23 protein-coding genes are annotated in these 21,713 nt (G+C 70.3%); 13 read left to right on the forward strand and 10 right to left on the reverse strand.

What is annotated here, in order from left to right:
• Positions 1–138: 138 nt before the first annotated feature.
• The 6 genes from AB0B97_RS16175 to AB0B97_RS16200 all read right to left on the reverse strand — a co-directional run bounded on the left by AB0B97_RS16175 (position 139) and on the right by AB0B97_RS16200 (position 6,575).
• Positions 139–453, reverse strand: coding sequence for a hypothetical protein (locus tag AB0B97_RS16175; RefSeq protein WP_357494294.1), 315 nt, complete (start codon positions 451–453; stop codon positions 139–141).
• 79 nt (positions 454–532) lie between these two features.
• The gene (locus AB0B97_RS16180) at positions 533–2,275 is read right to left on the reverse strand and encodes an ABC transporter substrate-binding protein (protein WP_357494295.1); all 1,743 of its coding nucleotides are present in this window, start codon (positions 2,273–2,275) and stop codon (positions 533–535) included.
• Positions 2,276–2,421: 146 nt separating this feature from the next.
• Entirely contained in the window at positions 2,422–3,408 is a 987-nt protein-coding gene (locus tag AB0B97_RS16185) for an ABC transporter permease (RefSeq protein ID WP_234583837.1), read from the reverse strand.
• A 10-nt stretch (positions 3,409–3,418) separates the two neighbouring features.
• Positions 3,419–4,426: an ABC transporter permease gene (locus tag AB0B97_RS16190; protein WP_357494296.1), complete on the reverse strand. Its 1,008-nt coding sequence runs from the start codon at positions 4,424–4,426 to the stop codon at positions 3,419–3,421.
• Positions 4,423–5,523, reverse strand: a complete 1,101-nt coding sequence (locus tag AB0B97_RS16195) for a dipeptide ABC transporter ATP-binding protein (RefSeq protein ID WP_357494298.1) — start codon at positions 5,521–5,523, stop codon at positions 4,423–4,425. The genes AB0B97_RS16190 and AB0B97_RS16195 overlap by 4 nt, the downstream gene beginning before the upstream one ends.
• On the reverse strand, positions 5,520–6,575 hold the full coding sequence (locus tag AB0B97_RS16200) for an ABC transporter ATP-binding protein (RefSeq protein WP_234583907.1): 1,056 nt from the start codon (positions 6,573–6,575) through the stop codon (positions 5,520–5,522). The genes AB0B97_RS16195 and AB0B97_RS16200 overlap by 4 nt, the downstream gene beginning before the upstream one ends.
• Before the next feature lie 268 nt (positions 6,576–6,843).
• Between AB0B97_RS16200 and AB0B97_RS16205 the strand changes: the two genes are divergently transcribed.
• The 6 genes from AB0B97_RS16205 to AB0B97_RS16230 all read left to right on the forward strand — a co-directional run bounded on the left by AB0B97_RS16205 (position 6,844) and on the right by AB0B97_RS16230 (position 14,446).
• Positions 6,844–7,392, forward strand: a complete 549-nt coding sequence (locus AB0B97_RS16205) for a Uma2 family endonuclease (RefSeq protein WP_357494300.1) — start codon at positions 6,844–6,846, stop codon at positions 7,390–7,392.
• Between the two features lie 32 nt (positions 7,393–7,424).
• On the forward strand, positions 7,425–8,861 hold the full coding sequence (locus tag AB0B97_RS16210) for a TldD/PmbA family protein (protein WP_357494302.1): 1,437 nt from the start codon (positions 7,425–7,427) through the stop codon (positions 8,859–8,861).
• 144 nt (positions 8,862–9,005) lie between these two features.
• Entirely contained in the window at positions 9,006–10,388 is a 1,383-nt protein-coding gene (locus AB0B97_RS16215) for a metallopeptidase TldD-related protein (protein ID WP_357494947.1), read from the forward strand.
• Between the two features lie 246 nt (positions 10,389–10,634).
• Positions 10,635–11,441 carry a hypothetical protein gene (locus AB0B97_RS16220; protein ID WP_234583842.1) on the forward strand — a complete coding sequence of 269 codons (807 nt, stop codon included), beginning with the start codon at positions 10,635–10,637 and terminating at the stop codon, positions 11,439–11,441.
• 12 nt (positions 11,442–11,453) lie between these two features.
• A complete protein-coding gene (locus AB0B97_RS16225; RefSeq protein ID WP_234583843.1) occupies positions 11,454–13,382 on the forward strand; it encodes a fumarate reductase/succinate dehydrogenase flavoprotein subunit in 1,929 nt (642 codons plus the stop codon).
• The gene (locus tag AB0B97_RS16230) at positions 13,379–14,446 is read left to right on the forward strand and encodes a succinate dehydrogenase/fumarate reductase iron-sulfur subunit (RefSeq protein WP_357494305.1); all 1,068 of its coding nucleotides are present in this window, start codon (positions 13,379–13,381) and stop codon (positions 14,444–14,446) included. The genes AB0B97_RS16225 and AB0B97_RS16230 overlap by 4 nt, the downstream gene beginning before the upstream one ends.
• Positions 14,447–14,579: 133 nt before the next feature.
• Here AB0B97_RS16230 and AB0B97_RS16235 read toward each other — a convergent pair whose 3' ends face one another.
• On the reverse strand, positions 14,580–15,020 hold the full coding sequence (locus tag AB0B97_RS16235) for a (deoxy)nucleoside triphosphate pyrophosphohydrolase (RefSeq protein ID WP_357494307.1): 441 nt from the start codon (positions 15,018–15,020) through the stop codon (positions 14,580–14,582).
• A gap of 183 nt (positions 15,021–15,203) precedes the next feature.
• Between AB0B97_RS16235 and AB0B97_RS16240 the strand changes: the two genes are divergently transcribed.
• Positions 15,204–15,512: a 4a-hydroxytetrahydrobiopterin dehydratase gene (locus AB0B97_RS16240; RefSeq protein WP_007464924.1), complete on the forward strand. Its 309-nt coding sequence runs from the start codon at positions 15,204–15,206 to the stop codon at positions 15,510–15,512.
• Here AB0B97_RS16240 and AB0B97_RS16245 read toward each other — a convergent pair.
• The gene (locus AB0B97_RS16245; RefSeq protein ID WP_357494309.1) at positions 15,499–15,921 is read right to left on the reverse strand and encodes a VOC family protein; all 423 of its coding nucleotides are present in this window, start codon (positions 15,919–15,921) and stop codon (positions 15,499–15,501) included. The two genes, AB0B97_RS16240 and AB0B97_RS16245, sit on opposite strands and share 14 nt — an antisense overlap.
• Positions 15,918–16,271, reverse strand: coding sequence for a DUF1801 domain-containing protein (locus tag AB0B97_RS16250; protein ID WP_357494311.1), 354 nt, complete (start codon positions 16,269–16,271; stop codon positions 15,918–15,920). Before AB0B97_RS16250 ends, AB0B97_RS16245 begins: the two co-directional genes overlap by 4 nt.
• Before the next feature lie 115 nt (positions 16,272–16,386).
• Between AB0B97_RS16250 and AB0B97_RS16255 the strand changes: the two genes are divergently transcribed.
• From AB0B97_RS16255 to AB0B97_RS16280, 6 genes are all read left to right on the forward strand, one after another.
• Positions 16,387–17,271, forward strand: a complete 885-nt coding sequence (locus tag AB0B97_RS16255) for a LysR family transcriptional regulator (RefSeq protein WP_357494313.1) — start codon at positions 16,387–16,389, stop codon at positions 17,269–17,271.
• A gap of 122 nt (positions 17,272–17,393) precedes the next feature.
• On the forward strand, positions 17,394–17,756 hold the full coding sequence (locus AB0B97_RS16260) for a PH domain-containing protein (RefSeq protein WP_203147864.1): 363 nt from the start codon (positions 17,394–17,396) through the stop codon (positions 17,754–17,756).
• A gap of 229 nt (positions 17,757–17,985) precedes the next feature.
• Complete coding sequence (locus AB0B97_RS16265) at positions 17,986–18,717, forward strand: class I SAM-dependent methyltransferase (protein ID WP_357494315.1); 732 nt, start codon at positions 17,986–17,988, stop codon at positions 18,715–18,717.
• A 108-nt stretch (positions 18,718–18,825) separates the two neighbouring features.
• A complete protein-coding gene (locus tag AB0B97_RS16270; protein WP_234583850.1) occupies positions 18,826–19,035 on the forward strand; it encodes a hypothetical protein in 210 nt (69 codons plus the stop codon).
• An 85-nt stretch (positions 19,036–19,120) separates the two neighbouring features.
• The gene (locus AB0B97_RS16275; protein WP_357494317.1) at positions 19,121–20,359 is read left to right on the forward strand and encodes an MFS transporter; all 1,239 of its coding nucleotides are present in this window, start codon (positions 19,121–19,123) and stop codon (positions 20,357–20,359) included.
• 67 nt (positions 20,360–20,426) lie between these two features.
• Positions 20,427–20,801 (forward strand): VOC family protein, encoded by a 375-nt coding sequence (locus tag AB0B97_RS16280; RefSeq protein ID WP_357494319.1) that lies wholly within the window; start codon positions 20,427–20,429, stop codon positions 20,799–20,801.
• A 56-nt stretch (positions 20,802–20,857) separates the two neighbouring features.
• Here AB0B97_RS16280 and AB0B97_RS16285 read toward each other — a convergent pair whose 3' ends face one another.
• Positions 20,858–21,631: a class I SAM-dependent methyltransferase gene (locus AB0B97_RS16285; protein ID WP_357494321.1), complete on the reverse strand. Its 774-nt coding sequence runs from the start codon at positions 21,629–21,631 to the stop codon at positions 20,858–20,860.
• Positions 21,632–21,713 lie beyond the last annotated feature (82 nt).

The raw sequence follows: 21,713 nt of genomic DNA on the forward strand, positions 1-21,713 counted from the left end.
CCGATCTGCTCCCGCTCCAGCGGACTCAACCTCGACGCCATAACCACCCCAACGACGATCACGAAAGGGTGTTGCAACCATCGGTTGAGCCCGCCGACGTAACGGAAACTGTCCAAGATCTGCGGCTAGGGCTTCATCTCAGTCGTCCTCGACGCGCCCGGTCGTAGGATCGACCATGGCCAGGTAGTCACGGATGTTTTTCCGGTGCTCGTCGAGCGACAGGCCGCGAGTCGGACCGACACCGAATCCGTAGCCGGGCCTCGGCCCGCTGAGCCACGTGTAGTCGGTGCCGTCGCACTCGTTCGGGCGGAGAACGAACGTCTCCCCGTCGACGTCAACCGTGACCGACGTCGCGTCGTCCGTAGGTACCGGCCGCAGGCCGGGTACGGCGTTCCGATCGACATCGCCGTCATCGGGGTAGCTGGGCTTCACATGGCCATCATCGCGCGGCAAAGACCACCTGCCGGCGAAACGGCGAGGACCCCCTCCCGACGACGCTGTCGGAAGGGGGCCCTGCCTGCCTGCGAGATGCCTACGGCTTGACGTACGCGTTGACGAACGACGGGTAGCCGAAGACGCTGGAGATGAAGACCCCGCCGGTTTTGGACCCGTGCACGTTGTAGGCCACGTCGACGAAGAGCGGCACCACCGGCGCGTGCTCCTTCATGATCCGCTCGTCCAGCTTGGCCCACTCCGGGCCCTGCTCGGCGGCCGGCATGGCCGAGATGCGGTCCATCTCGGCGTTGACCGCCGGGTCGTTGAAGTAGGACTGGTTGCTGTTGCCCTCGGCCTTGATGGTGCGGCCGTCGTAGAGCACCGGCAGGATCGACGCCCCGCTGGGCCAGTCCGCCGCCCAGTTACCGATGTACAGGTCCCAGGGGTTGTCCTTCTTCTTGATCTCGTCGAGCTTGGCGTCGTCCGAGATGTTCCGCAGCGTGATCTTGAAGCCGGCGCGCTCCAGGTTGGCCTTGAGCTGCGCGCCCTGCTGCTGCTCGGTCGAGTTGTCGGCGACACCGAGGACCAGCTCGGGCGTCTTGCCGCCGAGCAGTTCCTTGGCCTTGTCGACGTTGCCGTTGGCGCCCGCCGGGTACGCGTCGTACGCCTTGTAGCCGATGGTGGCCGACGGCATCAGCGTGGTCATCGGCGCGGCGACGGTCTGCCCGCCCATGGCCTTGATGAGGCCCTCGCGGTCGATGGCGTAGTTGAGCGCCTGACGCACCGTCAGGTCGGTGACCCGCTGGTTGTTGATGACGAGCTGGTTGGCGCTCGGCGTCGGGGAGAGGATGGTGCGCGACTTGAGCGCGGCGTCCCCGGCCACCTTGGCGACCAGCGAGGCGGGCACGGTGTTGAAGGCGAGCGCGCTCTGGTCGGCGCCGTTGTCGGCGATCACCCGGTTGTTGGCGGCGTCCGCGGTCGGGCCGAAGGTCCACACGAACTGGTCCGGGTACTGGTGCCGGACCGGGTCGGTCTTCGGGTCCCAGTTGGGGTTGCGGTCGAGGGTGATCTGCACGCCGACCTGGTTCTTGGCGACCTTGTACGGGCCGGACGAGAACGGCTGCTTGTCCAGGTCGACGCCGGTGTCCTTGTCCGCCGGCAGCGGCGCGGTGGTCGGCAGCGAGACCGCGAACGGCAGGTCACAGCGGGGCTTGGAGAACTCGAAGCGCAGAGTCTTGGCGTCCGGCGTGCTCAGGCCCGGCGGCAGCGACGTCTTGTTCTTCTTGAAGTCCCACTTGGTGTCGAACTGCGGGGTGTCGGCCAGCCACTCCTGGATGTAGGTGGGGCCGCCGGACAGGTCCGGGTCGAAGGAGCGGGCGATGCCGTACGCGATCTCCTTGGCGGTGATCGGCCGGCCGTCCTCGAACTTCACCCCGTCCTTGACGGTGAATTCCCAGACCTTGCAGTCGTTGTTGACGTTCTTGCCCGGCGTCTCGGCCAGGTCACCGACGAGGACGAGGCCGCCCTTGCCGTCGTCCTTCCAGGTGGTCAGGTAGCGGGCGAAGAGCGGGTTGGTCATCAGACCGGCGAACGAGTACGTCCGCTGCGGGTCCAGGTGGGAGATCGGCGACTCCCGGATGATGGTGAAGGTGCCGCCCTTCGCGGCGCCGCTCACCTCCGCAGCCGGGCCCTGCGAGTCCTTCGGGTCGGTCGCGATGACCCCGGTCTGCTGCCGTTCGGTGTCCACGGTGGTGCCCTCGCCCGTGTTCTTCGAGCACGCACCCAATGCCACCACCAGAGCGATCGCGCCGCCTGCGGCAGCCACCACGCGTGGTCTCATGAAGTACCCCCTTCACCCATGTGCCGTGCGGTTTCGCCGGGGCGAGAACCGCCGACGTCCCGAGGATCGTAAGGAAGAAAACCTACGAGTTGTGTAACAGTTGTCGATAAATTTCGCCACCAGCCGTGCGGTGACCGTCCAACACGTCAGCGCAGCCGGACCCGGGGGTCGATGGCCGCGTAGAGCAGGTCCACCAGGACGTTCGCCAGCACCACGAAGACGGCCGCGATCAGCACGGTGGCCATGATGGTGGGCAGGTCGCCGGAGCGCACCGCGTCCACTGCCGTACGCCCCAGCCCCTGGATGCCGAACGTCGTCTCGGTGATCACCGTGCCGCCCAGCGCCCCGCCCACGTCCAGGCCGGCGATGGTCACCACCGGGGTGATCGCCGCGCGCAGCGCGTGCCGCCCGTACACGGTGGGTTTGGCCAGGCCCTTGGCCCGTGCGGTCCGGACGAAGTCCTCCGACAGCGTCTCCAGCATCTGCGCCCGCGACAACCGGGCGTAGATGGCCGAGAAGAGGAAGGCCAGCGCCACCCAGGCGAGCACCAGCCCACTGGCCCACTTCGCCGGATTGTCGAACAGGGAGGTGTAGCTGGGCACCGGCAGCAGCCGCAGGTTGTAGACGAACACCAGCAGCAGCACCGCGCCCACGAAGTAGAGCTGCAACGACGCGCCGGTCAGTGAGAAGCCGATGGCCAGGCGGTCCAGCCAGGTGCCCCGGCGCAGCGCCGAGATCATGCCCAGCCCCACCCCGAGCAGCAGCCAGAGGATCGCCGCGGGGATCACGATGCTCAGCGTCACCGGCAGCACCCGGGCGATGGTGTCCGAGACCGCCTCGTTGGAGACGTACGACCAGCCCAGGCAGGGGGCGTCGCACCGGCCGCCCTGGGCGCTGCCCAGGTCACGACCGGTGACGATGCCCTTCATGTAACCGGCGTACTGGCTGATCAGCGGGTCGTTGAGGCCCAGGTCGTCGCGGACGCGCTCGAGCCGCTCCGGGTTGCAGTTCTTCGGGCACATGCCGGTCACGGGGTCACGCGGCAGGGCGAAGAACATCAGGAAGGTCAGCACGCTCACCGCGAACAGAGTCAGCGTCGCGGAGAGCAGCCGCTTGATCAGAAACCGTGACATGAGTCCACCCCTACCGGGACGACTTCGGGTCGAGCGCGTCCCTCAACGCGTCGCCGAAGAGGTTGAAGGCGAACACCAGCGCGAAGATCGTGATGCCCGGGAAGAACACGTACGCCGGGTCGGTCTGGAGGAAGTCCAGACTGTCGTAGATCATCCGGCCGAAGCTCGGCGTCTCGTCGCTGAGCCCGACGCCGATGAACGACAGCGCGGCCTCACTGGTGATGAACTGCGGCACCGCGAGGGAGAACGAGACCAGGATCGGCGCCCAGATGTTCGGCAGGAGCTGCCGGAAGATGATGTGCCCCAACCCGGCGCCGCTGGCCTTGGCCGCCTCCACGAACTCCCGCTCGCGCAGCGCGATCACCTGCCCGCGTACCAGCCGGGCCGTGCTGGTCCAGCCGAAGATGGCGAACACGGCGATCAGCACACCCACCCCGAAGGCGGACGACACCTGCCCCCGCTCGCCGTAGAAGCGCAGCGTGATGGTGGGGGTGAGCGCCAGCGCGATGATCAGGAACGGCATGGCGAGGGTCAGGTCGGTGATCCAGTTGATCACCGCGTCGAGCCAGCCGCCCAGGTAACCCGCGAGCGCACCGAGCACGATGCCGATCGTGGCGGTGATCAGCGCCGCGGCGAACGCGATGAACAGCGACGTCCGCAGCCCGTAGATCAACCGGATGAAGATGTCCCGGCCCAACCCGGGCTCCAGCCCGAACCAGTGGTCCCCGGTGACACCGCCGACGTAACCCAGCGGCATGCCGAAGCCGTCCAGCAGGTTCTGGAACTGCTCGCGCGGCCCGATCCCGTACACCATCTCGACCAGCGGGGCAGCCAACCCCAACACCATGAAGAACACCAGGAGTACGCCGCTGACCACCGCCGTCCGGTCGCGGCGTAGCCGCAGCCAGGCGAGCTGACCGGGTGAACGCCCGACAACACCCTTGATCCCGGGCCCGCCCGCGTCCGCGCTGGACTCGATCTCGGCCAGCGCCACACCCTCCACCGGGGAAAGGCTCACGACGACACCTCCTCGATGATCGCGTCAGTCGCCCCTCCGGCCGCCGCACCCTCCGGGCTCGGGCTGGCCACGTCCCCTTCCGGGCTCGGGCTGGCCGCTTCCCCTTCGGGGCTCGGGCTGGCCACGTCCCCTTCGGGGAAGTGACACGCGGTGGCCTGCCGGCCGCCGTCGCGCGGCACCAGCGCCGGCGCCTCGGTGGCGCAGATGTCCTGCGCCTTCCAGCACCGGGTGCGGAACCGGCAGCCCGACGGCGGGTCCAGCGGGGTGGGCACGTCGCCGCTCAGCCGGATCCGGCCCGCCGGCCCGAGCTGCGTGACGTCCGGGATGGCCGAGAGCAGAGCCCGGGTGTACGGATGCTGCGGGCGCTCGTAGATGTCCGCCCGGTCGCCGAGCTCGACGATCCGCCCCAGGTACATGACCGCCACCCGCTGGCAGAAGTGCCGGACCACGGCGAGGTCGTGCGCGATGAACACGAACGCCAGGCCCAGCTCCCGTTGCAGGTCGCGCAGCAGGTTGACGACCTGCGCCTGGATCGAGACGTCCAGGGCGGACACCGGCTCGTCGGCGACGATCAGCTTGGGCCGCAGGGCCAGCGCGCGGGCGATGCCGATGCGCTGGCGCTGGCCGCCGGAGAACTCGTGCGGATACCTGTTGTAGTGCTCCGGGTTCAGCCCGACCAGATCCAGCAGCTCCTGCACCCGCGCCTTGATCCCGCCCGGCGGCTTGATCCCGTTGACCTGCAACGGCATCGCCACGATCCGGCCCACGGTGTGGCGGGGGTTCAGCGACGCGTACGGGTCCTGGAAGATGATCTGGAGTTCCTGGCGCAGCGGGCGCAGCTCCCGTCGCCCGGCGTGGGTGATGTCCCGCCCCTCGAACTCGATGCTGCCGGCGGTCGGCTCCAGCAGCCGCACCAGCATCCGGCCGGTGGTCGTCTTGCCGCAGCCGGACTCCCCCACCAGGCCGAGCGTCTCGCCGGGGCGCACGTCGAAGTCGAGACCGTCGACCGCACGCACCAGGCCGGTGCCGCGCAGCCCCTGACGGACCGGGAAGTGCTTGGTCAGCCCGCGCACGCGCAGCAGTGGTTCGTCGGTCATCGGGCCACCCCCACTGATGCCACGTTCTCGGCGTAGATCGCGGCCCGTTCCTCGGCGCTCAGGTGGCAGGCCACCAGGTGGCCGTCCGCCCCGGCCGCGCGCAGCTCGGGCACCTGGGTGCGGGACCGGTCGCCGGCGCGGTCGTCGTAGCGGCAGCGCGGGTGGAAGGCGCAGCCGGTCGGCAGGTTGATCAGGCTGGGCGGGTTGCCGGGAATGGGCACCAGGTCCGCGTCCGCGTCGCCGTGCAGCGACGGCACGCTGGAGAGCAACCCCCAGGTGTACGGATGCTGCGGCGAGCGGAGCACCTGCTCGACGCTGCCGTGCTCGACGGCGCGTCCGCCGTACATAACCAGCACCTCGTCGGCGACCTGGCCGACGACGCCGAGGTCGTGGGTGATCAGGATGATCGCGGAGTGGAACTCGGCCTGGAGGTCGGCGAGCAGGTCCAGGATCTGCGCCTGCACGGTGACGTCCAGCGCGGTGGTCGGCTCGTCGGCGATCAGCAGCGCGGGGTCGTTGACCAGGGACATCGCGATCATCGCCCGTTGGCGCATCCCGCCGGAGAACTCGTGCGGGTACGCCTCGAAGCGGCGGGCCGCCTGCGGGATGCCGACCCGGTCCAGCATGTCCACCGCGCGCTGGCGGGCCTCGCGGCGGTTGGCCTTCGGGTGGTGCACCCGGTACGCCTCGGCGATCTGCCGGCCGACGCTGTAGTACGGGTGCAGCGCGGACAGCGGATCCTGGAAGATCATCGCCATGTCCCGGCCGCGCAGCCGGCGTACCTCCTCGTCGGACAGGCCGACCAGCTGCCGGCCACCGACGGAGATCTCGCCGGTGATCGTGGCCCGCTTGGGGTCGTGCAGGCCGAGGATGGCCAGCGACGTGACGCTCTTGCCGGAGCCGGACTCGCCGACGATGCCGAGAGTGCGGCCCCGCTCGACGGCGAACGACACCCCGTCGACCGCGCGCACCACGCCGTCGGAGGTGTCGAACCGGACCCGCAGGTCACTCACCCGCAGGTAGGCGTCCTGGTCGGAGCGCTGCGCCGGCACGGCGGGACGGTCGTCCGGGTCCCCGGACGGCGACGGTTCCGAGCTGTCCACGGCCACCTCCCTCAGTGACGAAGAGAACTTACAACAAAGTCCCGAGGGTGAAAATAAGCTACAAAGTCGGCACGTGTCAGCGGGCCCGAGCGTAACGAGTCCGCATCGGCCCTGAACAGCCCTCACCTCGGGCATTCATGGTTTTCAGCGCACGTCAGGTGCGATCATTGGCCGAGCTTTCGGTAGAGGATGCCCGTGACACGAGGTGGAGGTGACGATGACCGCGGCGGTGTTCAACCACGAAGGCCCGTGGAGCGAAGAGGAATACCTCGCCCTCGGCGAGACGCAGCAACGCGTCGAACTCTTCGACGGGAGCCTCCACGTGACCCCAGCCCCCACCCCCCGACACCAGAACATCTCCGGCGAGCTACGCGCGGTGCTACGAGTCCCGGTTCGCGAAGCCGGCCTGCACGTCCTGGAAGCTGTGAACGTCCGCCTCCGGCCCGGCCGGATTCCGATCCCCGATCTTGTCATCACCGGCCCGATCGACTTCGACGAACTCAATGTCGAGGCGGGGGACGTGCGGCTGGTCTGCGAGATCATCTCGCCGAGCAACGCGTCGACTGACAAGGTGCTCAAGATGCACTACTACGCAGCCGCCGGCATCGAGTGGTATCTGCTGGTCGAGCAGGACAGCGGCACCATGCACCTGTACCGGCGGCGGGGCGGTCACTACACCGAGCAGTCCGTAACCCGACCGGGCGACCTGTTGATGCTCACCGAGCCGGTGAAGGCCACCATCCGGCCGGAGGATCTGCTCCCCTGACGGGTGTCGGTCGACTGGCCTAGGGTCGGTCCATGACCGAGTTCGACGCGGCCACCGCCGCCGTCCAGGCCGCCCTCGACGCGGGAGCGCGGTACGCCGACGCGCGGGTGATGCACCGCCGCTACGAGTCGATGACCGCGCGCAACGGCGACGTGGAGGAACTGACCCAGGACGAGAGCATCGGGCTGGGCGTCCGGGCGTTGGTCGGCGCGAGCTGGGGCTTTCACGCCGTACCCGATCTGTCGGACGCCGCCGCCCGCGACGCCGGCCGGCGCGCGGCCCGGACCGCGATGGCGAGCGCGCGGGTGCCGGGCCCGCCGGTCGACCTGGTCGCGGTCGAGGCGGTCGCGGCGAGCTGGGCCTCGGACTGCCGGATCGACCCGCTCGGGGTGCCCCTGTCGGACAAGGGCGACCTGCTGGTCGCCGCGACCCGCACGATGGCCGAGCACGGAGCCGACCTGGCCGAGGGGCTCTACCAGATCTGGGACACCGCGAAGTGGTTCGTCTCCAGCGAGGGCCACCGGATCGACCAACGGATCCGTGAGTGCGGCGGCGGCATCTCGGCCACCTCGATCGGTGACGGCGAGACGCAGCGGCGCTCCTGGCCCAGCTACCGGGGGCAGTACGGCACCACAGGCTGGGAGCTGGTCGAGTCGCTCGACCTGGCCGCGCACGCCGCGCAGATCGCCGAGGAGTCCCGGGCGCTGCTCACCGCGCCGCAGTGCCCGGCCGGCGAGACGGATCTGATCCTCGGCGGCGAGCAGTTGGCCCTGCAGATCCACGAGTCGGTCGGGCACGCCATCGAACTGGACCGGATCCTCGGCTGGGAGGCCGCGTTCGCCGGCACGTCCTGGCTGGACCTGGCCCAGCTCGGCTCGCTGCGCTACGGCTCCGAGCTGATGAACATCACCATCGACCCGACGATCCCCGGCGCGCTGGGCAGTTTCGGCTTCGACGACGAGGGTTCCCCCGCGGTCAAGCGGGACGCGGTGCGCGACGGTCGCTGGGTGGGAGTGCTCGCCGGCCGGGACTCGGCCGCAGTGGCCGGCCTCGACTACGGCGGCAGCGTCCGCGCCGACGGGTGGGCCCGACTGCCGATGGTGCGGATGACCAACGTCGGCCTGGAACCGGGCCCGCACACCCTGGAGGAGATCATCGCGGCGACCGACGACGGCGTGCTGATGGACCTCAACCGGTCCTGGTCGATCGACGACAAGCGACTCAACTTCCAGTTCGGCTGCGAGGTCGGCTGGGAGATCAAGAAGGGTCGCCGAGGGCGGATGCTGCGCAATCCCACGTACACCGGGATCGGCCCGCTGTTCTGGCGCTCGATGGACATGCTCTCCGGCGAGACGGTGCCGTGGGGGACGCCCAACTGCGGCAAGGGCCAACCGGGCCAGATCGGCCACACCGGCCATCCGGCCGCGCCGGCCCGCTTCCGCAACGTCCGCGTGGGGGTGTCAGCGTGAGCGCGAGGAGTGAGCCGGTTTTGCGAGCCCCGCAGTCGCGAACAGAAGGCGGTTCAGCGTGAGCGCGAGGAGTGAGCCGGTTTTGCGAGCCCCGCAGTCGCGAACAGAAGGCGGTTCAGCGTGAGCGCGAGGAGTGAGCTGGAGCTGGCCGGGCAGGTCATCGAGCTGGTTCGGCGCCTCGGCGGGCCGGCCGCACAGGCCGAGGCCGTGGTGACCCGGGCGGATCTGGCGCTGACCCGGTTCGCCAACTCGGCCATCCATCAGAACGTCGCCGAGTCCACCGTCGGGGTCCGGCTGCGGGTGCACGTCGACGGGCGCACCGCCGCCGGCAGCGGCAGCGTGGTCACCACCGACGGGTTGGGTGCGCTGGTGGAGCGCACCCTGGCGGCGGCGCGGCTCTGCCCGCCCGACCCGGGCTGGCCGGGGCTGACCCCGCCGACGCCCGCGCCGGACGCCCCGCCCGTCGACGAGGCCACCGCCCACGCCGAGCCGGACCAGCGGGCCGACCGGGTCGGCGCGTTCGTGGCCGCCGCCGGTGGCCTCACCACGGCGGGCTACTGCCGCACCGCGCACCGCTCGTCGGCGTACGCCAACTCGGAAGGGCACACCGCGTACGGTCGCTCGGCGGAGGCGGCGATGGACGGCATCGCCCGGCGCGACGGCGCGGACGGGGTGGCCCGACGCTGCGTCGACCGGCTGTCCGACCTCGACGGTGCGGAGCTGGGCGCGCACGCCGCCGCGAAGGCGCAGGCGGCGGCCGATCCGGTCGAGCTGCCGCCGGGGCGCTACGAGGTGGTGTTCGAGCCGGCCGCCGTGGCGGACCTGCTGCAGAACCTCTCCTGGTTCGGCTTCAATGGCAAGCGGTACGCGGAACGGCAGTCCTTCGCCGAGCCGGGCGCGGCCCAGTTCGACCGGCAGGTGACCCTGGTGGACGACCCGCTCGGCGCGTCGGGTCTGCCGTTCGACGCCGAGGGCACCGGCCGGCGGGCGGTGACCCTGGTCGAGGCGGGCACCACGCTGGCGGTCGCGCACGACCGCAGGACCGCCGCCGAGGCGGGCGCGCAGTCCACCGGGCACGCGATCGCGGGCGGCGCCACCTGGGGTCCGATGGCTCGCAACCTGCGGCTCTCTCCCGCGGCGGCGGGCCCGGCCAGCGCGGTGGGCCGGAGCACCACTGGCGCGGCCGCCGGCGCGGTGGTGGACACGGACACCGCGGCCCTGGTCGCCGGGGTGCGACGCGGGCTGCTGGTCACCGACCTGTGGTACACGCGGGTGCTCGACCCGAAGAGCCTCGTCGTCACCGGGTTGACCCGCAACGGGGTCTGGCTGATCGAGGACGGCACTGTCGTCCGGGCGGTCCGCGACCTGCGGTTCACCGAGTCGTACCCCCGGGCGCTGGGGCCGGGCGCGGTGCTCGGGCTGGGCTCGCGGGCGGTGCGTCAACCGGACCGGGTGGACGGCGCGTGGTGGGCGGCGCCGTCGGTGCGGCTCGCGTCCTGGCACTTTACCGGCGGCGCCTCCGGCTGACGTTCCCGACGACGCGCCGCACAGCCCGCGCGCTGGGGGCTTTTCCGCAGGCCAGACACACGGGACACTCCCTTGCGCGGACGGCCCGCAGAGATCGGCGTAACGTGTGTCACTTAGCTGCGTCGGTCGATCCGGCGTGGTCGTTGGTGTGCGCATGACGTGGCAGCGGGTGCGGGTTCGCCGGTCCGCGTGCCGACCGGAGAGAGACCAGCCCGCCCGTACGGGCCCGTCGAGGAGACGACTCGAATGACTTCAACGGCAACGAGGCCGCGGGGAGCGCGGGCGCGCGCCGCCATCGCGGCGAAGACGTTGCGTACCGACCGCTGGTGGTTCGCCCCGCTGATCACCGTGATCGGTCTCAGCGCCTGGGTGGCGTACGCGACGGTCCGGGTCTTCATGCACAAGTGGTACTGGGTGGACCAGTTCCACTACCTGACCCCGTTCTACTCCCCGTGCGTGACGGACCGGTGCGTCGAGCAAGCCTCGCACTTCGGCCGGTTCCTGCCCGGCTGGTGGATCATCCCGGACGCGGCGCTGACCCTGCCGTTCCTGCTGCTGTTCCGGCTCACCTGCTACTACTATCGCAAGGCGTACTACCGGTCGTTCTGGCTGTCGCCGCCGGCCTGCGCCGTCCCGGACGGGCACAAGGAGTACGGCGGTGAGACCCGCTTCCCGCTGCTCGGCCAGAACCTGCACCGCTACTTCTTCTACGCCGCCGCGATCATCTCGCTGATCAACACGTGGGACGCGATCCTGGCCTTCCATTCGCCGAAGGGTTTCGGCTTCGGCCTGGGCAACCTCGTCCTGCTGCTCAACGTGGTGATGCTCTGGGCGTACACCATCTCCTGCCACTCCTGCCGGCACATCATCGGCGGGCGGCTCAAGCACTTCTCCAAGCACCCGGTGCGCTACCGGGCCTGGACCTTCGTCTCGGCGTTGAACGTCCGGCACATGCAGCTCGCCTGGATCACCCTCGGCACCCTCGCGCTTACCGACTTCTACGTGATGGCGCTCGCGGCCGGCTGGTTCAACGACCTGCGGTTCATCAACTAAAGGGCCCCTGACATGACCACTACCACTCGCATCGAACGACACCACTACGACGTCGTCGTCATCGGGGCCGGCGGCGCCGGTCTGCGCGCGGCCATCGAGGCCCGGCTCGCCGGCAAGAAGACAGCGATCATCTCGAAGTCGCTGTTCGGCAAGGCGCACACGGTGATGGCCGAGGGCGGCGCCGCCGCCGCGATGGGCAACGTGAACAGCCGGGACAGCTGGCAGGTGCACTTCCGCGACACCATGCGCGGCGGCAAGTTCCTCAACAACTTCCGGATGGCCGAGCTGCACGCGAAGGAGTCGCCGCAGCGGATCTGGGAGCTGGAGACGTACGGCGCGCTCTTCGACCGCACCAAGGACGGCAAGATCTCCCAGCGCAACTTCGGCGGGCACGAGTACCCCCGACTGGCGCACGTGGGCGACCGGACCGGCCTGGAGCTGATCCGCACCCTCCAGCAGAAGATCGTCTCGCTCCAGCAGGAGGACAAGCGCGAGTTCGGCTCGTACGACGCCCGGATCCGGGTGTTCTCCGAGACGACAATCACCGAGCTGCTGCTCGACGGCGACCGGGTCGCGGGCGCCTTCGGCTACTACCGCGAGTCCGGCGAGTTCATCCTCTTCGAGGCGCCGGCCGTGGTGCTGGCCACCGGCGGCGTCGGACGCTCCTACAAGGTCACCTCGAACTCGTGGGAGTACACCGGGGACGGGCACGCGTTGGCGCTGCGCGCCGGGGCGACTCTGATCAACATGGAGTTCCTCCAGTTCCACCCGACCGGCATGGTCTGGCCGCCCTCGGTGAAGGGCATCCTGGTCACCGAGTCGGTGCGTGGTGACGGTGGCGTCCTGAAGAACTCCGAGGGCAAGCGGTTCATGTTCGACTACGTCCCCGACGTCTTCCGCAAGCAGTACGCGGAGACCGAGGAGGAGGCGGACCGCTGGTACACCGACCCGGACAACAACCGGCGTCCACCGGAGCTGCTGCCCCGCGACGAGGTGGCCCGCGCGATCAACAGCGAGGTCAAGGCCGGCCGGGGCTCCCCCGCGGGCGGTGTCTTCCTGGACATCGCGAGCCGGCGCTCGGCCGACGAGATCCGCCGCCGGCTGCCCTCGATGTACCACCAGTTCAAGGAGCTGGCCGACGTCGACATCACGGCCGAGCCGATGGAGGTCGGGCCGACCTGCCACTACGTGATGGGTGGCGTGGAGGTCGACCCGGACTCGGGTGCCGCCTTCGGCCACGTACGCGGTCTGTTCGCCGCCGGTGAGGTCTCCGGCGGCATGCACGGCTCCAACCGCCTCGGCGGCAACTCCCTGTCCGACCTGCTGGTGTTCGGCAAGCGGGCGGGCGGGCACGCGGCCAGCTACGCCGACGGGCTGTCCGCCCGGCCGAAGGTGGCCGTGGACGCGGTCGAGGCGGCCGTGGAGACCGCCCTGGCGCCGCTGCAACGGGACACCGGCGAGAGCCCGTACACCCTCCAGCAGGACCTCCAGGCGGTCATGGGAGATCTGGTCGGCATCATCCGGCGCGAGGGCGAGCTGGCCGACGCGCTGGTGCGACTGGCCGAGCTGCGCGAGCGGGTCGCCAAGGTGAGCGCCGCCGGCGGCCGGCGCTACAACCCGGGGTGGCACCTGGCCCTGGACCTGCGCAACATGCTGGTGGTCTCGGAGTGCACCGCGAAGGCGGCGCTGGAGCGGCAGGAGTCGCGCGGCGGGCATACCCGGGAGGACTATCCGGCGATGGAGCCGAAGTGGCGGCAGGTCAACCTGGTCTGCTCGCTGGACGGCGACAGCGTACGGCTGACCCGCAAGCCGCTGCCGAAGATGCGGGCGGAGCTGATCGGCCTCTTCGACCGGGCCGAGCTGGCCAAGTACCTCACCGACGAGGAGCTCGCCGACTTCGACGCTTCCGTCGCCGACGCTGGAGAGGCGGACAACCGATGAGCGCGAAGCGTCAGTTCCGGATCTGGCGGGGCGACGAGACCGGCGGCGACCTGCAGGATTACATGGTCGAGGTGAACGAGGGCGAGGTCGTCCTCGACGTCATCCACCGCCTGCAGGCCACCGACGCGCCCGATCTGGCCTGCCGGTGGAACTGCAAGGCCGGCAAGTGCGGCTCCTGCTCGATGGAGATCAACGGCAAGCCGCGACTGGGCTGCATGACCCGGATGTCGACCTTCGGCGACGACGAGACCGTCACGGTCACGCCGCTGCGGACCTTCCCCGTCATCCGGGACCTGGTCACCGACGTCTCGTTCAACTACGAGAAGGCGCGGGAGACCCCGGCGTTCGCCCCTCCGGCGGACGTCGCCCCGGGCGACTACCGGATGCAGCAGGTCGACGTCGAGCGCTCGCAGGAGTTCCGCAAGTGCATCGAGTGCTTCCTGTGCCAGAACGTCTGCCACGTGATCCGCGACCACGAGGAGAACAAGCAGGCGTTCTCCGGCCCGCGGTACTTCATCCGGGCGGCCGAGCTGGACATGCACCCGCTGGACGCCCGGACCGACCGCAAGGAGTACGCGCAGGCCGAACAGGGCCTCGGTTTCTGCAACATCACCAAGTGCTGCACCGAGGTCTGCCCCGAGCACATCAAGATCACCGACAACGGGATCATCCCCATGAAGGAACGCGTCGTCGACCGCAGGTACGATCCCCTTGTGTGGCTTGGTAGCAAGATCTTCCGTCGGGGCGAGACGCCCCAGACCAGCGTGACCACCGCCCGTCAGGGCTCGGCGACGTCGTCGGGTGCGACCCGGGGCGGGTTGCACTCGCACGCGGGTGGCTCGCACGACCAGCGGGCCGAGGCGCAGGCGCAGGCCGGCGTCAACTGGGACCGGGAGGTGCCCCACCCGACCGCGCCGGCGGTCGACGACCGGGGCCGGCTGCCGCTGACCGAGCTCACCTTCGACCGGGCCGCCGCGCCGTCGCCGTTCGGCGACGACGTGAGCTTCCCGCTGCCTCCGGAGCACCTCAACTTCGCGCACCCGGATCAGGACGACAAGCACTGAGCAAGACCACCCGAACGGGGGCCCCGGCAATAGCCGGGGCCCCCGTCCCATTCCCACCCCCACCCCGGCCGACCCCGTTGATCATGAAGTTATTGCCCTGGGCGACCGGCGTGTCGCCGCAATAACTTCATGATCAACGAGTGCGGAGGCGGGGGCGCAGGGCGGCGACTATCGGTGCGTCGGCGGGGAGCCAGGTGACCTCGTCCAGCTCGTCGGCCGCCAGCCAGCGCAGCGCCTGGTGCTCCAGCGCCTGCGGCTCGTCGTCGTGCAGGAGGCTGGCCGCGTACACCTTGAGCACCGAGCGGCCGTGCGCCATCCGGACGTCGCGGCCGACCCGGTCGCCGATCTCCACGCGTACGGCCAGCTCCTCGGCGCACTCCCGGATCAACGCGTCGGTCTCGGCCTCGCCCGGCTCGACCTTCCCGCCGGGGAACTCCCACATTCCGGCCACCTCTGGTGGGGCGGAACGCGCACAGGCGAGCACCCGTCCGTCCCGGATGATCGCCGCTCCCACGATCACCTTCGGGTCCCGTCGTTCGGCCTGCCCGCCGCCATTAGCCCGTTCGGTCTGCACGGGCGTCCAGGGTGCCAGATCAATCGGCGGTTTGGGTACCGACGCCGTCCGCTAGGCCAATAGAACACGGAAGTGTGGGCGTGGACACCTTTACCGAGCGACGACAGACTAGAAGGCACCGACAAGACACGGGATGGCGACGATTTGGCCACAAGCCGGCAACGGCGCTTGGGGGGTGCGGTGATGCGCGTGCTGTTCAACAGCCGAGCCAAGCACGACTACCTGTCCGACGCGTTGACCTTGCTAACCGGTTGGACGCGGGAGGGTGAACAGATCCGGCGGACGCTCGTGATCGACGATACCCAACACGCGGCGCTGACTGAACGGGTCAAGGTCGTCGCCGACGCTCTGCACCTGCGTCCCGAGATCAGCCGCCGGTCCGACAGCACCCAGATCCGGGTCGGGCACGGCAACGACGAGCCGCTGACCGAGGGCGAGGTCCTGCTCGCCGCCCGCATCGAGGACGCCTACCGGGCGGTCACCGAGTCCTGACGCCCGACTCGGCGGCCACCTCCACGTCCTGCGGATACCAGCGCAACTCCACCACGTTGCCGTCCGGGTCGCTGACGTAGATCGAGGTCGCCGAGCCGCGTGCACCGAACCGGTCGACCGGCCCGGTCAGCACCGTGAAGGCACCCGATTCGACCACCCGCGCCCAGTCCAGCGGTGCCACCACCAGGCAGAAGTGGTCGACGTTGGTGCCGTGCCGGCCGCCCTGGACGAGGTCGATGATGCTGTCGCGGCTGACCCGCACGGACGGGAACGGCGCGGTGGCCGCGCGCCACTCGTCGACCCGTACCGGCGCCAGGCCGAGTTGACCGCAGTAGAAGCCCAGTGCCCGTTCCACGTCGGCGACGGTCAGCACCAGGTGGTCGAAGCCGGTCACCCGCACCGCGCTCACCTCTTTTCCAGCTCGGCTGCCGCGCGCAGCCAGTCGGTGAACAGGGCCGGGTCGATGTCGGCCACAGTGCGCAGTTTCACCGCCGCCATCGTCCCCGCACCGGGAACCAGCCGCCCAGCCGGGTCGGCGATCTCCTGCCCGCGCCACAGCCCGAACGCGACGTACGACCCGTACGCCTTGAGCAGGCAGACCGGCCGCTGGCCGACCCGGGCGCCCAACCCCCAGACCGGGTGGCCGTGCCAGATCCCGCCTGTCGCACCGGGCAGGGCCGCCGTGATGATCGGCGTCAGTTTCTCCCCTGTCTCGCGCAGTGGGTCGGCCAGGCCGGCCAGGTAGTCCTCGATGCTCATGTCGCAGCCCTTCTGTCAGGTGTTCCCTGCCGCGTTCACGATCCCCGCACGGCGGACGCCGACCAAGACCCGATGCCGCTACGATCGTTGCCCACAGGTCAACGGTGGGAGCGACGTGCTGGAGCGGTACGAGGTCGAAACGTTCCTGACGCTCGCCGAGGAACTGCACTTCGGCCGGACCGCCGAGCGGCTGACGGTCAGCACCGGGCGGGTGAGCCACGTGATCAAGAAGCTGGAGCGTCGGATCGGTGCGCCGCTGTTCGCCCGCACCAGTCGGGTCGTCCGACTCACTCCGATCGGCCGGCAACTCGCCGACGAACTGGCCCCCCTGGTCGCCGGCATGGACGAGGCCGTCCGGCGGGCTGTCGACGCCGGCCGGGGCGTCACCGGGACACTCCGGGTGGCGTTCCTCGGCGAGTGGACCGCTCCCGTGCTGCTACGGGCCGTGGCCCTGTTCGGCGAACGGCATCCCGACTGCCGGGTGGAGATGCACGAGGCGCAGCTGTCCAACACCCGGTCCGGGCTGCTCGACGGCTCGACCGACGTGTTGATCGCCTCGTTCCCGTTCGACGGGATGGCCACCGGCCCGGCGCTGCTCTCCGAGGGCCGGGCGCTGGCGGTGGCGGCGGGTCACCCGCTCAGCCGGGAGGGCTCGGTGTCGCTGGAGGTGCTCGCCGATCACCCGGTGGTGCAGTACCCGGCGGTGACCTCGGCGGAGTTCAAGCGGGACCGCACCCCGGAGCGCACCCCGACCGGCCGCCCGGTTCCGAAGGGCCCGATCGGGAACACTTTCTCGGAGATGCTGTCGTTGGTAGCGCTGGGCCGGGGCGTACTGCCGGTGGGTGAGCACACGCTGCGCTACTACCCACGCCCCGACGTGGCGTACGTGCCCATCCACGACGCGCCACCGATCGAACGCGGGCCGGTCTGGCTGCCCAGCAACACCACCACCCGGGTACGCGAGTTCGTGCGCGCCGCTACCGACGCGAACGCGTCGTGAGGCACGGCGAGTTCCAACATCCCGCCTGGTCGCTGTCTACGAGCCCGTCGGCCACGGCGACGGTGAGTTCGTGGTCATCGCCCGGGCCGGCGGGTTGGCACCGGTTTTCTAGCCTGGAACGCATGGCGAACATCGCGTACGACCGCAAAGAGCAGGTCCAGCAGATCGAGAGCGGCCTCCTCGACGGCGAGCAGATCATCGCCGTCTACGACGCCGTCGGCACCGGCACCGGGTTCATCGGGCTGACCGACCGCCGGGTGATCATCCAGGACCGTTCCTTCGTCGGGAAGCGGTTCGCGATCACCAGCATCCCGTACTCGAAGATCACCAGCGTGAGTGTGGTCAGCAACAAGTCCTGGGGCGGCTCGTTCTTCTCCACCGGAGCGATCGCCATCCACGTCGGCACGCACACCTACGAGGTCGAGTTCCGTGGTGCGCAGAAGAGCCACCACGTACACAACGTGATCCTGCACCACATCTCCTGACCCGAAGTCCCGCCACGGGCCCGGCCGGCGTAATTGCCTTGCCGGGCCCGTGGCGTCTCTGGTGTCCTCGGTCCACCGCCGCGCGAAAGGAGCAGCCGACATGCCCCACTCGACGAAGTCCCTCCGACCCGACCTCATCCGATCCGAGGAATCGAGACTTCGTGAGCAGAACTGCTCCCCTGACCTCGGCGCCGTCGCGCGCCATTGACACCGACCCCGGAGGCCGCTGATGTCGGTCTTCGACGATCCCGGCCTCTTCGGCCGGCTGTGGGCCGCCGACTACGACGGCCCCGGTAACCCTGACCCGCTGCCGGCTGTGGACTTCCTGGCCGAGCTGGCCGATGGCGGACCGGTCCTCGAACTGGCGATCGGCACCGGCCGCGTCGCGCTGCCACTGGCCGAGCGTGGCCTCACCGTGCACGGCATCGAGGGGTCCGCGGAGATGCTGGCGCAGATGCGGGCCAAGCCCGGCGGCGACCAGATCCCCGCGGTCGTCGGCGACATGGCCGACGTGGCAGTGCAGGGCCCGTTCCGCTTGGCGTACCTGGTCTTCAACACCCTGTTCAACCTGGTGGACGCCGAGCGGCAGGCGGACTGTTTCCGCAACGTCGCCCGGGTGCTGTCGCCGGGCGGCGCGTTCGTCATCGAGACGTTCGTACCCGACCCGCGCAGCTTCGACGCCGACGAGCAGGTGCAGGTCCGCGAGGTGACCGAGGACTCCGCGACGATCCGACTGCACCGGTACGACCGGCCGGCGCAGCGGTTCATCCGGCAGACGATCACCTTCGACGGTGACGGTGTGCACCTGAAGCCGTTCGCCATGCGCTACGCCTGGCCGCACCAGATCGACGAGATGGCGCGGCAGGCCGGGCTCCGGCTCACCGAGCGGTACGCCGACTGGCACCGGCGGCCGTTCCAGGCCGACAGCCCGTCACACATCTCCGTCTACCGGACGGAGTAACGGCGGTTGGTCGACTCCGGTTCCGGGAATCCAGGGTATCGAGGCCCTTGATCCCCCGACGTCAAGGAGCCGGAGTCGATCTCCGCCCGCGGAAAGGGAGACGCCGCCATGAGCAGACGGGCCATCCAGGCAGTCCTGGCCCTGTCGGTCGTCCTGATGGCCACCGGCATCATCCTCAAGGTGGCCGGGGACGGCGGCGCCGACACCGCCGGCGCCTGGGCGGTGTCGCTCGCCTCGGTGGGTTCGATCGTGGCGGCCGTCGGCTCGTCCTTCCGGGCCTCCCGCGACGGCGACAGCCCAGACCGGAAGTCTGGCTGAGATCCGGCCACGTTCCGCTTCAAGCGGATTCTGCTGGCAGCAGTCCCCGCTGGTCTGCGCGGCCACCACAGGGTCAGCTGGCACCATGCCACTACAGCCCGCCCGCCTCCTGCGCGCCTCGCCCTACCGGCCGGTGGTGAGTCACCCACTGCTCAGACGGATCCTGCCCGGTCTGGCCGTGTCCGCTCTCGGCGACGGCATGGCGCTGGTCGCGGTGACCTGGCTTGCCATCCAGCTCGCGCCGCAGGGCCAGCACGGCCCGTGGATCGCGGTCGCGGTGGCCGCGTACACCCTGCCCAGCGCGGCCGGGACGGTCATCTTCGGTCGGTTGCTGCGCGGGCGCAGCGGCGCTCAGCTCGCCGGTTGGGACGCGATCCTGCGGGCCGCCGCGCTCGCGGCGATCCCGATCGCCCACCTCGCCGGCATGCTCACCATCGGGCTGTACGTCGTCCTGCTCGCCGCGTCCGCGCTACTGCACTCGTGGGGCTCCGCCGGACGGTTCACGCTGATCGCCGAGCTGCTGCCCCAGCGCCACCACCTGCCCGCCAACGCGGTGCTCACCACCATTTCCGGGTTCGCCACCATCGTCGGTCCTCCGCTGGCGGGCATCCTGATCGGCTGGGCGGGCCCGGTGTGGGTCATCGCCGTCGACGCCGCGACGTTCGCCGTGCTGGCGCTCACCTATCGCCTCGCCCTTCCCGCCACCGGGACGATCCATTCGTACGAGCGCGGCGCCTCACGTACCGCCGGCCTCGCGGTCATCCGCCGTCAGCCGGCGCTGCTGGGCCTGCTGGTGCTGAGCGTCGCGTTCTTCTTCCTCTTCGGCCCGGTGTACGTCGCCATGCCGCTGCACGTCACCGACGACCTGCACGCGTCCGCGACGCTGCTCGGTGCGTACTACACCGCCTTCGGCGCCGGTGGCCTCGTCGGCGGTGTGGTGGCCGGGCACCTTCGCCACTGGCCGCTACGGGCCACCACCATCGGCATCGTCATCGGGTTCGGCGTCGCCATGCTGCCCCTCGGCCTGGGCATGCCCATCGGCCTGTCCCTGCCGGCGTTCGCCCTGGCGGGCCTGATCTGGGCGCCGTACATGTCCACGTCGATGGCGTTGTTCCAGCGCAGCGCGTCCACCGAGCAGTTGCCCGCGGTGCTCGCCGCGAACGGCGCCGTCCTCGTGCTCGCGGTGCCGCTCGGCACGATGCTCGGCGGCCCGCTGGTCGGCGCCGTCGGCGCACGTCCGACGCTGCTGCTCTGCGCCGTGGCGATCGTCGTCCTCGGCCTGGTGGCCGCCGGGTTCAGCATGACGCGGCGGGACGGGGGCTGATCACCGGTCGTGCAACCTTTTGTTGCGCCTCACGATCCCGTCGTACCCGAGGCACACAATGCGGTGCATGTCTGAGTCAGCGCCGCAGCGGCACCACACCATCGACTACATCGAGTTCACCGTGACCGACCTCGCCGAGGCCAAGCGGTTCTACGCCGACGCGTTCGGCTGGCAGTTCACCGACTACGGGCCGGGGTACGCGGGCATCCGCAGCCCGCACGGTGACTCCGCACCGGAGGTAGGTGGCCTCCGCCTGGACGAGGAGGTGCGGGCGGGCGGCCCGCTGGTGCTGCTCTACTCAGGTGACCTGGACCGGTCCGTGCAGGCGGTGAAGGAGGCCGGGGGTCAGGTGGTCAACGGACCGTACGAATTCCCTGGAGGCCGCCGGTTCCACTTCACCGACCCCAGCGGCAACGAGTTGGGCGTCTGGGCCGAGCGGTAGCGCAACGGGCGGCTCGGGGCCGGCGACGGCGGAGTCTCGGTGGCCGACTGAGCCCGTCAGCGCCGGCGGGCGCGCAGCACGCCGGTCAGCATCGGCAGGTCGAACTCGCCCTCGGCGGTCTCCGGCCTGCTCCCGAGGAAGTCGCGGATCCGGCCGAGCGTGGCCTCCCGGTCCGGTTCCGGCATGACCAGCATTCCGGCCCGGGTCCCGAGTGTCGCGACGAGGGAATCGGCGGTACGGCGCTGCCCGTGCGGAAACTCGGCCTGCTCCGACGAATCGAACCGGGAGGCCAGGCCGGTGCTCGGAACGAGCATGGCAGCGGTCGCCGCGCGCCAACTGGTGAGCGTGTCGCGCGGGCCGATCGCCGCACTCCCGCTGACCCCTTCGAGCTCGGCGACCCAGTCGATCCGGTCGTCCATGATGTTCCACAGGCCCGCCAGCACGCCTCCGGGTGCGAGGACCCGGGCGATCTCCGGCCCCGCGACGGCCATGTCGAACCAGTGCAGGGCGTTGCCGGCCAGCACGGCGTCGACCGACGCGTCCGGCAACGGGATCGCCTCGGCGCTACCCGGCAGGGCACGAACGGCAGGCATCACACGGCGCAGCTCGGCGAGCATCGCCGGGTCGGGTTCGACAGCGACGACGTCCGCGCCAACGGCCACCAGCGTGTGGGCCAGCTTGCCGGTGCCGGCGCCGAGGTCGAGCACTCGCGGGCCGGGCGCGAACTCAAGCGCCCACCGCACCGCGGCCTGCGCGTAATCCGGGCGGTGCTCGGCGTACGCGGACGCCGCCGACCCGAACGACGAACTGAGCAACGTCCGTTCTCCCACCGGGCACCGTCCTTCTACCTGTCCACGCCGGACCCACATCCTCCCCCAACTTCTGGATGTCGGGGTGTCCGAGCCGTCCGGA

It is taken from the genome of Micromonospora sp. NPDC049004, from assembly GCF_040649315.1.
GTDB lineage: Bacteria > Actinomycetota > Actinomycetes > Mycobacteriales > Micromonosporaceae > Micromonospora.

Coding starts and splice junctions, on each gene's coding strand:
- AB0B97_RS16180 (WP_357494295.1), bottom strand. CDS start 2,275: ATGAGACCACGCGTGGTGGCTGCCGCAGGCGGCGCGATCGCTCTGGTG.
- AB0B97_RS16185 (WP_234583837.1), bottom strand. CDS start 3,408: ATGTCACGGTTTCTGATCAAGCGGCTGCTCTCCGCGACGCTGACTCTG.
- AB0B97_RS16195 (WP_357494298.1), bottom strand. CDS start 5,523: ATGACCGACGAACCACTGCTGCGCGTGCGCGGGCTGACCAAGCACTTC.
- AB0B97_RS16205 (WP_357494300.1), top strand. CDS start 6,844: ATGACCGCGGCGGTGTTCAACCACGAAGGCCCGTGGAGCGAAGAGGAA.
- AB0B97_RS16210 (WP_357494302.1), top strand. CDS start 7,425: ATGACCGAGTTCGACGCGGCCACCGCCGCCGTCCAGGCCGCCCTCGAC.
- AB0B97_RS16220 (WP_234583842.1), top strand. CDS start 10,635: ATGACTTCAACGGCAACGAGGCCGCGGGGAGCGCGGGCGCGCGCCGCC.
- AB0B97_RS16225 (WP_234583843.1), top strand. CDS start 11,454: ATGACCACTACCACTCGCATCGAACGACACCACTACGACGTCGTCGTC.
- AB0B97_RS16230 (WP_357494305.1), top strand. CDS start 13,379: ATGAGCGCGAAGCGTCAGTTCCGGATCTGGCGGGGCGACGAGACCGGC.
- AB0B97_RS16240 (WP_007464924.1), top strand. CDS start 15,204: ATGCGCGTGCTGTTCAACAGCCGAGCCAAGCACGACTACCTGTCCGAC.
- AB0B97_RS16250 (WP_357494311.1), bottom strand. CDS start 16,271: ATGAGCATCGAGGACTACCTGGCCGGCCTGGCCGACCCACTGCGCGAG.
- AB0B97_RS16260 (WP_203147864.1), top strand. CDS start 17,394: ATGGCGAACATCGCGTACGACCGCAAAGAGCAGGTCCAGCAGATCGAG.
- AB0B97_RS16265 (WP_357494315.1), top strand. CDS start 17,986: ATGTCGGTCTTCGACGATCCCGGCCTCTTCGGCCGGCTGTGGGCCGCC.
- AB0B97_RS16270 (WP_234583850.1), top strand. CDS start 18,826: ATGAGCAGACGGGCCATCCAGGCAGTCCTGGCCCTGTCGGTCGTCCTG.
- AB0B97_RS16275 (WP_357494317.1), top strand. CDS start 19,121: ATGCCACTACAGCCCGCCCGCCTCCTGCGCGCCTCGCCCTACCGGCCG.
- AB0B97_RS16280 (WP_357494319.1), top strand. CDS start 20,427: ATGTCTGAGTCAGCGCCGCAGCGGCACCACACCATCGACTACATCGAG.